Origin of the sequence: Pseudomonas sp. PAMC 26793, assembly GCF_000313235.1 — a bacterium.
In the GTDB taxonomy this organism is placed as follows: domain Bacteria; phylum Pseudomonadota; class Gammaproteobacteria; order Pseudomonadales; family Pseudomonadaceae; genus Aquipseudomonas; species Aquipseudomonas yamanorum.
Window position 1 is genome coordinate 1 of the sequence record NZ_AMXG01000048.1, and the last position, 7,491, is coordinate 7,491.

The following is a 7,491-nucleotide window of genomic DNA, read 5'->3' on the forward strand; positions in this document are numbered from 1 at the left end:
ACGGGGCGCCTAAGATCAAGATCAAGATCAAAAGCAAGAGCACAGCGGCCTACCGGCCGACTTGAGTGCTGAAGAGCAAAATCAAAATCTAAAGCGGGCACGGTCAAATGTGGGAGCTGGCTTGCCTGCGATAGCATCAACTGGGTACACCTGATGCACCGAGGTGTCTGCATCGCAGGCAAGCCAGCTCCCACAGAAAAGCAGCTCTGTTTTCGCTCTGGCTTTTGATCTTCTTTTAACACTCAAGCCGGCCGGGAGGCCGCTGTGCTCTGCTTTTGATCTGCTTTTGATTTTGATCTTCGGGCCCCGTCAACCACGATGGCCGCAAGTAGGCACGGTGGAGCGGGTAAATCGGCAGGGATGCCGATTTAGCCGCGCCGGGCCATGGATGGCCCGTCGCGGCGGCCCGCGGAACCGGGCCGGAGTGCGGGCATGCCGAGCCTGGGCGAGGCACCGAGTGGTGGGGCAAAGACCTTTTGGTTACTTTTGGGGCGTTTGCCAAAAGTGACCCGCTGTAAGAGCGGAACCATAAGTGGCCGTTACCGCAGCAACGGATATGTACACGGTCAAACCATCAACACATCCCGCGTCACCCCGTCAAACCACATCCACCCCCACATGAATCGCATCATGCCGCCAAAACTCCAGATCACAATCAATCAACCGCTCATGCTGATCATAATTAACCCGGGCAATCCGCAACCCCGGACTCCCCACCGACACCCTCAACGCCGCAGCCGCCTCAACCTGCAATGAAGTCGGCACAATCTCAAACCGAACCCGCCCGTAGTGCAAGTCATACACCCGCGCATACAACTCCGTAATCGACTGATTCAAATCACACTCCAGAATCCCCGGAAAATACTGCGGGTTCAAATAGTGCTCCACATACAACACCAACCGCCCATCAATCCTGCGCCCCCGGCAAATCTGAATCACACTGGACAACGCCGGCAACTGCAACCACGCACACACCGCCGCCGAAGCCGGCTGCAACCGCGCCGAAATCACCTCGGTCGACGGCACCCGCCCCTGCGCACTCACCATCGCGTGAAAATGGCTGCGCTGCATCAAGTTGTAGGCAAGCCTGGGCGGCGACACAAACCACCCCCGCCGCTCCTCGCGATAAATCTGCCCTTGGGCCTCAAGTTGTAACAAGGCTTCCCGCACCGTAATCCGGGTGGTACCAAACAACTCGCTCAGCTTGCGCTCGGCCGGCAGCTTACTGGCAGGCGCCAACAAGCCATGGTCGATCTGCTCTTGCAGCGCCAGGCCAATGGTTGTCACCGCCTTGATTGCCTCATCACGCATCAACGTTACCTATCTGGACTAGACCAGCACTATTCAGGTGCACAAAACGCCCTTTAAACGCGCCTCTGCTATTGCGTGCAAGCCTAGGCATTGCACATGACCGACAGATGACAGCGCCTCGCGACCTTCTGCCACAAGACCTGCAATACATCGGCCAAGTCCAAGGCTTCCGGGCGGTTTGGCATGGTCTACGCTTACCCGGCAACCCCTCGTCCAGGCCAACAAAAAACGACATCGACATGAAACTGTCATCCGGCGCGCCTAAATTGGCTCGTGTATTGCTGACCTAGACCAACACCACCGCAAACGTCGATAAAAACGCAGCGTTGAAAACGCCCAAAGGAGCTTCGGATGAAACAGCTTTTCCTGGCATCACTGTTAGGCTCGACCATTGCCATGTGCACCGCCGCCATGGCTGCTGATACCGATCTAAAAACCCTCGAAGCCGCCGCGAAAGCGGAAGGCGCGGTCAACAGCGTCGGCATGCCCGATGACTGGGCCAACTGGAAAGGCACCTGGGACGACCTGGCCAAGATCTATGGCCTCAAGCACATCGACACCGACATGAGCTCGGCCCAGGAAGTCGCCAAGTTTGCGGCAGAAAAAGACAACGCCAGCGCCGACATCGGCGACGTCGGTGCAGCCTTCGGCCCCATCGCGGTGAAACAGGGCGTTACCCAACCGTACAAGCCAACCACCTGGGCACAAGTCCCGGATTGGGCGAAAGACAAAGACGGTAACTGGGCCCTGGCCTACACCGGCACCATCGCGTTTATCGTCAACAAAAAGCTGCTGCACGGCTCCGAAGCCCCAAAAAGCTGGGCTGACCTGAAGACCGGCAAATACAAGGTGTCCATCGGTGACGTGAGCACCGCCGCCCAGGCTGCCAACGGCGTACTCGCCGCCGCACTGGCCAACGGTGGTGATGAAAAGAACATCCAGCCTGCGCTGCTGATGTTCGCCGACATCGCCAAGCAAGGCCGCCTGTCGCTGGCCAACCCGACCATCGCGACCATGGAAAAAGGCGAAGTGGAAGTGGGCGTGGTCTGGGACTTCAACGGCCTGAGCTACAAGGCCAAGATGGCCAACCCGGATGACTACGTGGTGCTGATTCCGTCGGACGGCTCGGTGATTTCCGGCTACACCACCATCATCAACAAATACGCCAAGCACCCGAACGCCGCCAAGCTGACCCGCGAATACATCTTCAGCGATGCCGGCCAGACCAACCTGGCCCGTGGCAACGCGCGGCCGATTCGTGCCGAACACCTGACCTTGCCAGCCGACGTACAGGCCAAGCTGCTGCCTAACGAGCAGTACAAGAAAGTAACGCCGATCAAAGACGCCGACGCTTGGGAGAAGACCTCCAAGGCACTGCCGCAGAAGTGGCAGGAAGAAGTCATCATCAATATGCAATAAGGCTTAACACGCCCATTTAAGTGGAACGCGGTCAGTGTGGGAGCTGACTTGCCTGCGATAGCGGTATGACATTCAGCAGTATTGTCGACTGACACACCGCTATCGCAGGCAAGCCAGCTCCCACATTTGATCCGGTTCCAACCGAAAAACCGAGTCGAGCCTATTTGTTGCGGAGCCCCAGCCCCTATGAAGCACAACGTCATCCTTGTCGTGCTCGACGGCCTGAATTACGAGGTTGCCCGACACGCCATGGGGCACTTGCAGGCCTATATCGGCGCAGGACGCGCAGCACTGTACAAACTGGAATGTGAACTGCCGGCCCTGTCGCGGCCTCTGTACGAATGCATCCTCACCGGCGTCCCGCCGATCGAGAGCGGCATCGTCCACAACAACGTCTCGCGCCTGTCCAACCAGCGCAGCATTTTCCATTACGCCACCGACGCCGGTTTATCCACCGCGGCGGCGGCTTATCACTGGGTAAGCGAGTTGTATAACCGCTCCCCGTTCATCGCCGCCCGGGATCGTCATACCAGCGACCCGGCCCTGGCGATCCAGCACGGGCATTTCTACTGGAATGACCATTACCCGGACTCGCACCTGTTTGCCGACGCCGAAAGCCTGCGCCTCAGACACGCGCCGAATTTCCTGGTGGTGCACCCGATGAACATCGACGATGCCGGCCACAAGCACGGCCTCGACACCCCGCAATACCGCAACAGCGCACGCTCGGCCGACATCATCCTTGCCGACTACCTGCAAGGCTGGCTCGACGCAGGTTACCAGGTGCTGGTGACCGCCGACCACGGCATGAATAACGACCGTTCCCACAACGGCCTGCTGCCGGAAGAACGGGAAGTGCCGCTGTTTGTGCTGGGTGATGCCTTCAGCCTCGACACCCATGCCACACCCAAGCAAACCGAGCTGTGCGGCACCGTCTGCGAGCTGCTGGGTGTACCCCACGACAAACCTGTATGCCGGGAGCTGTTGAAGTGAATTCAGTGATCCGCGGCAAATGGCTGGCCGCCTTGTGCCTGGTACCCTTCGCCATCTTCTTTATCGTGTTCGAGATCGCCCCGCTGGTGTGGGTGATGATCAGCAGCGTCCAGTCAGAAGAGTTCGGCTGGGGCCTGGCCAACTTCAGCAAGATCTTCAGTTCGAAGTTCTATATGCAGGCGATTCAGTACAGCCTGGAAATCAGTTTCTACTCCAGCGTATTCGGGATCATCATCGCCGTGCTGGGCAGCTACTCGCTGCGCCGGGTGGACGGGCGGCTGCGCAATTTCGTGACCGCGTTCGCCAACATGACCAGCAACTTCGCCGGCGTGCCCCTGGCCTTCGCGTTCATCATCCTGCTGGGGTTCAACGGCAGCATCACCATCATGCTCAAGCAGGCCGGGATCATTCAGGACTTCAACCTGTACTCCAAGACCGGCCTGATCATCCTTTATACCTACTTCCAGATTCCCCTCGGCGTGCTGCTGCTCTACCCGGCCTTTGACGCGTTGCGTGAAGACTGGCGCGAATCTGCTTCATTGCTGGGCGCGGACGGTTGGCAGTATTGGCGGCATATCGGTCTGCCGGTGCTGACCCCTGCGCTGCTGGGCACCTTCGTGATCCTGCTGGCCAACGCCCTCGGCGCCTACGCCACGGTGTACGCGCTGACCACCGGCAACTTCAACGTGCTGCCGATCCGCATCGCGGCGATGGTCTCCGGCGACATCTCCCTGGACCCGAATATGGCCAGCGCCCTGGCCGTGGTGCTGGTGGCGCTGATGACCGTGGTGACCGTGGTCCATCAACTGCTGCTCAAGAGGAGCTACCATGTCTCGCGCTGAACCTGGCTCGGCCGCCCTCTACCACCGCGTAGTGGTGTACCTGTTGTTCGCGATCCTGGTGCTGCCGTTGCTCGGCACCCTGGTCTACTCCATCGCCAGCAGTTGGTCGGCAACCATCCTGCCGTCCGGCTTTACCTTCAAGTGGTACCTCCAGCTGTGGAGTGACCCGCGCTTCCTGAATGCCTTCGGCCAGTCATTGCTGGTGTGCGTCGGCGCGCTGATCTTGTCGGTGGTGCTGATCCTGCCGCTGCTGTTTGTGGTGCATTACCACTTTCCGAAACTCGACGCGCTGATGAACATCCTGATCCTGCTGCCCTTCGCGGTGCCGCCGGTGGTGTCGTCGGTGGGGCTGTTGCAGCTCTACGGCTCGGGGCCGTTTGCGATGGTGGGTACACCGTGGATCCTGATCGGTTGCTACTTCACCGTGGCGCTGCCGTTCATGTACCGGGCGATCACCAACAACCTGCAAGCGATCAACCTGCGGGACCTGATGGACGCCGCCCAACTGCTCGGCGCCAGCACCTTCCAGGCCGCGTTCCTGGTGGTACTGCCCAACCTGCGCAAGGGCTTGATGGTGGCGTTGCTGCTGTCGTTCTCGTTCCTGTTCGGCGAGTTCGTGTTCGCCAACATCCTCGTGGGCACCCGCTACGAAACCTTGCAGGTGTACCTCAACAACATGCGTAACAGCAGCGGCCACTTCACCAGTGCCCTGGTGATCTCCTATTTCTTCTTTGTGCTGGTGCTGACCTGGGCCGCCAACATCTTGAACAAGGACAAAAGCCAATGAGCTTCGTCAGCGTCCAACACCTGCAAAAAGGCTACGCCGGCACGCCGGTCTTCAGTGACATCAACTGCGAAATCGCCAAGGGCGAATTCGTCACCCTGCTCGGCCCGTCGGGCTGCGGCAAGTCGACCCTGCTGCGCTGCATCGCCGGCCTGACCTCGGTAGACAGCGGGAAAATCCTGCTGGACGGCCAGGACATCGTTCCGCTGAGCCCGCAGAAACGCCATATCGGCATGGTGTTCCAGAGCTACGCGCTGTTCCCCAACATGACCGTGGAACAGAACGTCGCCTTCGGCCTGCGCATGCAGAAGGTCAATGCCGACGACAGCCACAAACGCGTGCAGGAAGTGCTGCAACTGGTGGAACTCAAGGAACTCGCCGGCCGTTACCCGCACCAGATGTCCGGCGGCCAGTGCCAGCGCGTGGCCCTCGCCCGCTCGCTGGTGACGCGCCCGCGCCTGTTGCTGCTGGATGAACCGCTGTCGGCCCTCGACGCACGGATTCGCAAGCACCTGCGCGAACAGATTCGCCAGATCCAGCGCGAGCTGAGCCTGACCACCATCTTCGTGACCCATGACCAGGAAGAAGCCCTGACCATGTCCGACCGGATCTTCCTGATGAACCAGGGCAAGATCGTGCAGAGCGGCGATGCCGAGACTCTCTACACCGCGCCGGTGGATGTGTTCGCCGCCGGGTTTATCGGCAACTACAACCTGCTGGACGCCGACAAGGCCAGCAAACTGTTGCAGCGCCCGATCACCGGGCGCATCGCCATTCGCCCGGAAGCCATCGAGCTCAGCCGCAGCGGCGAACTGGACGCGCTGGTGCGCAGCCACAGCCTGTTGGGCAATGTGATTCGCTACCGCATCGAAGCCCGTGGGGTGGAACTGGTGGTCGATGTACTCAACCGTTCGGCCGACGATTTGCACCCGGACGGTCAGCGATTGGCACTTTCCATCGACCCAAGTGCGTTGTGTGAAGTAGCCTGACGCACGATTTATTTGAGAGAGCGTGACTGATGGCTTTGGTAATTTTTGATCTGGACGACACCCTGATCCACGGCGACTGCGCCACCCTGTGGAGCGAGCAGATGGGCCGACTGGGCTGGGTGGATGGCGAGTCGTTCATGCGCAAGAACGACGAACTGATGGCGGCCTACAGCCGCGGTGAACTGGCCATGGAGGACTTCATGGACTTCAGCCTGGAGCCGATGATCGGGCGCACGCCGGAAGAGATCGAGCACCTTGTTGAGCCGTGGGTGGAAGACGTTATCGAGCCGCTGATCTACAGCGAAGCCACACGGACCATCGCCCAGCATCGCAAGAACGGCGACCGGATTCTAGTGATCTCGGCGTCGGGGACGCACTTGGTCAAGCCGATTGCGGCTCGTATCGGCATTGATGAAGTGTTGGGGATCGAATTGGACGTTGCTCATGGGGTGTACAGCGGCAAGACCACGGGGGTACTGACGTACCGCGAAGGCAAGATCACCCGCCTGATGGAATGGCTGGAGCAGGAGGGTGAGCACCTCGACGGGGCGTACTTCTACTCGGATTCGCGCAATGATTTGCCGCTGTTGCTGAAGGTGGAGAACCCGCAGGTGGTGAATCCGGACCCGGTGTTGCGGGCGCATGCTGAGAAGGCTGGGTGGCCTATTCATCATTGGGTCTGACGTTTTGCGCTGGTTTGAGGTGAGTACATATCCGTTATTTAGGTAACGGCCGCCTATGGTTTCGCTCTTACAGCGACTCACTTTGGAAAAGCCCCAAAGTAAGCAAAGGGCTCTGCCCCGCCTGTCGGCACCTCGCCTAGGCTCGGTGTTCCCTCACTCCGGCATTGCTCCGCGGGCCGCCGCGACGGGCCATCCATGGCCCGGCGCGGCTAAACCGGCGTCCTGCCGGTTTACCCGCTCCGCAATACCTGCGTTCGGCCTCGGGCTGAATGGGGCAGTCAGATCAAGATCAAAAGCAAAAGCAAAAGCACAGCGGCCTCCCGGCCGGCTTGAGTGTTAAAGAGCAAAAACAAAAACCAGAGCGAAAACAAATCTGCTTTTCTGTGGGAGCGGGCTTGCTCGCGAAAAACCTGAGAGCGCCGCGTTCATCCAGAATGCCAGCGTCATCGTTAACGACCTTCGCGAGCAAG

Annotated in this window: 7 protein-coding genes; 6 read left to right on the forward strand and 1 reads right to left on the reverse strand. The window is 59.7% G+C overall.

Features of this window, described 5'->3' with window-relative positions:
- Nucleotides 1-597 precede the first annotated feature (597 nt).
- The gene (locus tag D109_RS0126275) at nucleotides 598-1,311 is read right to left on the reverse strand and encodes a UTRA domain-containing protein (RefSeq protein ID WP_017479501.1); all 714 of its coding nucleotides are present in this window, start codon (nucleotides 1,309-1,311) and stop codon (nucleotides 598-600) included.
- A 351-nt stretch (nucleotides 1,312-1,662) separates the two neighbouring features.
- On the opposite strand from D109_RS0126275, the gene D109_RS0126280 reads away from it, so the two are divergent.
- The 6 genes from D109_RS0126280 (at nucleotide 1,663) to D109_RS0126305 (ending at nucleotide 7,021) form a co-directional block, all read left to right on the forward strand.
- Complete coding sequence (locus D109_RS0126280; RefSeq protein ID WP_017479502.1) at nucleotides 1,663-2,730, forward strand: ABC transporter substrate-binding protein; 1,068 nt, start codon at nucleotides 1,663-1,665, stop codon at nucleotides 2,728-2,730.
- 186 nt (nucleotides 2,731-2,916) lie between these two features.
- Nucleotides 2,917-3,723, forward strand: a complete 807-nt coding sequence (locus tag D109_RS0126285) for an alkaline phosphatase family protein (protein ID WP_017479503.1) — start codon at nucleotides 2,917-2,919, stop codon at nucleotides 3,721-3,723.
- Nucleotides 3,702-4,565 (forward strand): ABC transporter permease subunit, encoded by an 864-nt coding sequence (locus D109_RS0126290; RefSeq protein ID WP_177325543.1) that lies wholly within the window; start codon nucleotides 3,702-3,704, stop codon nucleotides 4,563-4,565. The genes D109_RS0126285 and D109_RS0126290 overlap by 22 nt, the downstream gene beginning before the upstream one ends.
- Entirely contained in the window at nucleotides 4,552-5,352 is an 801-nt protein-coding gene (locus D109_RS0126295) for an ABC transporter permease (RefSeq protein ID WP_017479505.1), read from the forward strand. The genes D109_RS0126290 and D109_RS0126295 overlap by 14 nt, the downstream gene beginning before the upstream one ends.
- Entirely contained in the window at nucleotides 5,349-6,338 is a 990-nt protein-coding gene (locus tag D109_RS0126300) for an ABC transporter ATP-binding protein (RefSeq protein WP_017479506.1), read from the forward strand. The genes D109_RS0126295 and D109_RS0126300 overlap by 4 nt, the downstream gene beginning before the upstream one ends.
- 29 nt (nucleotides 6,339-6,367) lie before the next feature.
- Nucleotides 6,368-7,021 (forward strand): HAD family phosphatase, encoded by a 654-nt coding sequence (locus D109_RS0126305; RefSeq protein ID WP_003219744.1) that lies wholly within the window; start codon nucleotides 6,368-6,370, stop codon nucleotides 7,019-7,021.
- The last annotated feature ends 470 nt before the right edge of the window (nucleotides 7,022-7,491 follow it).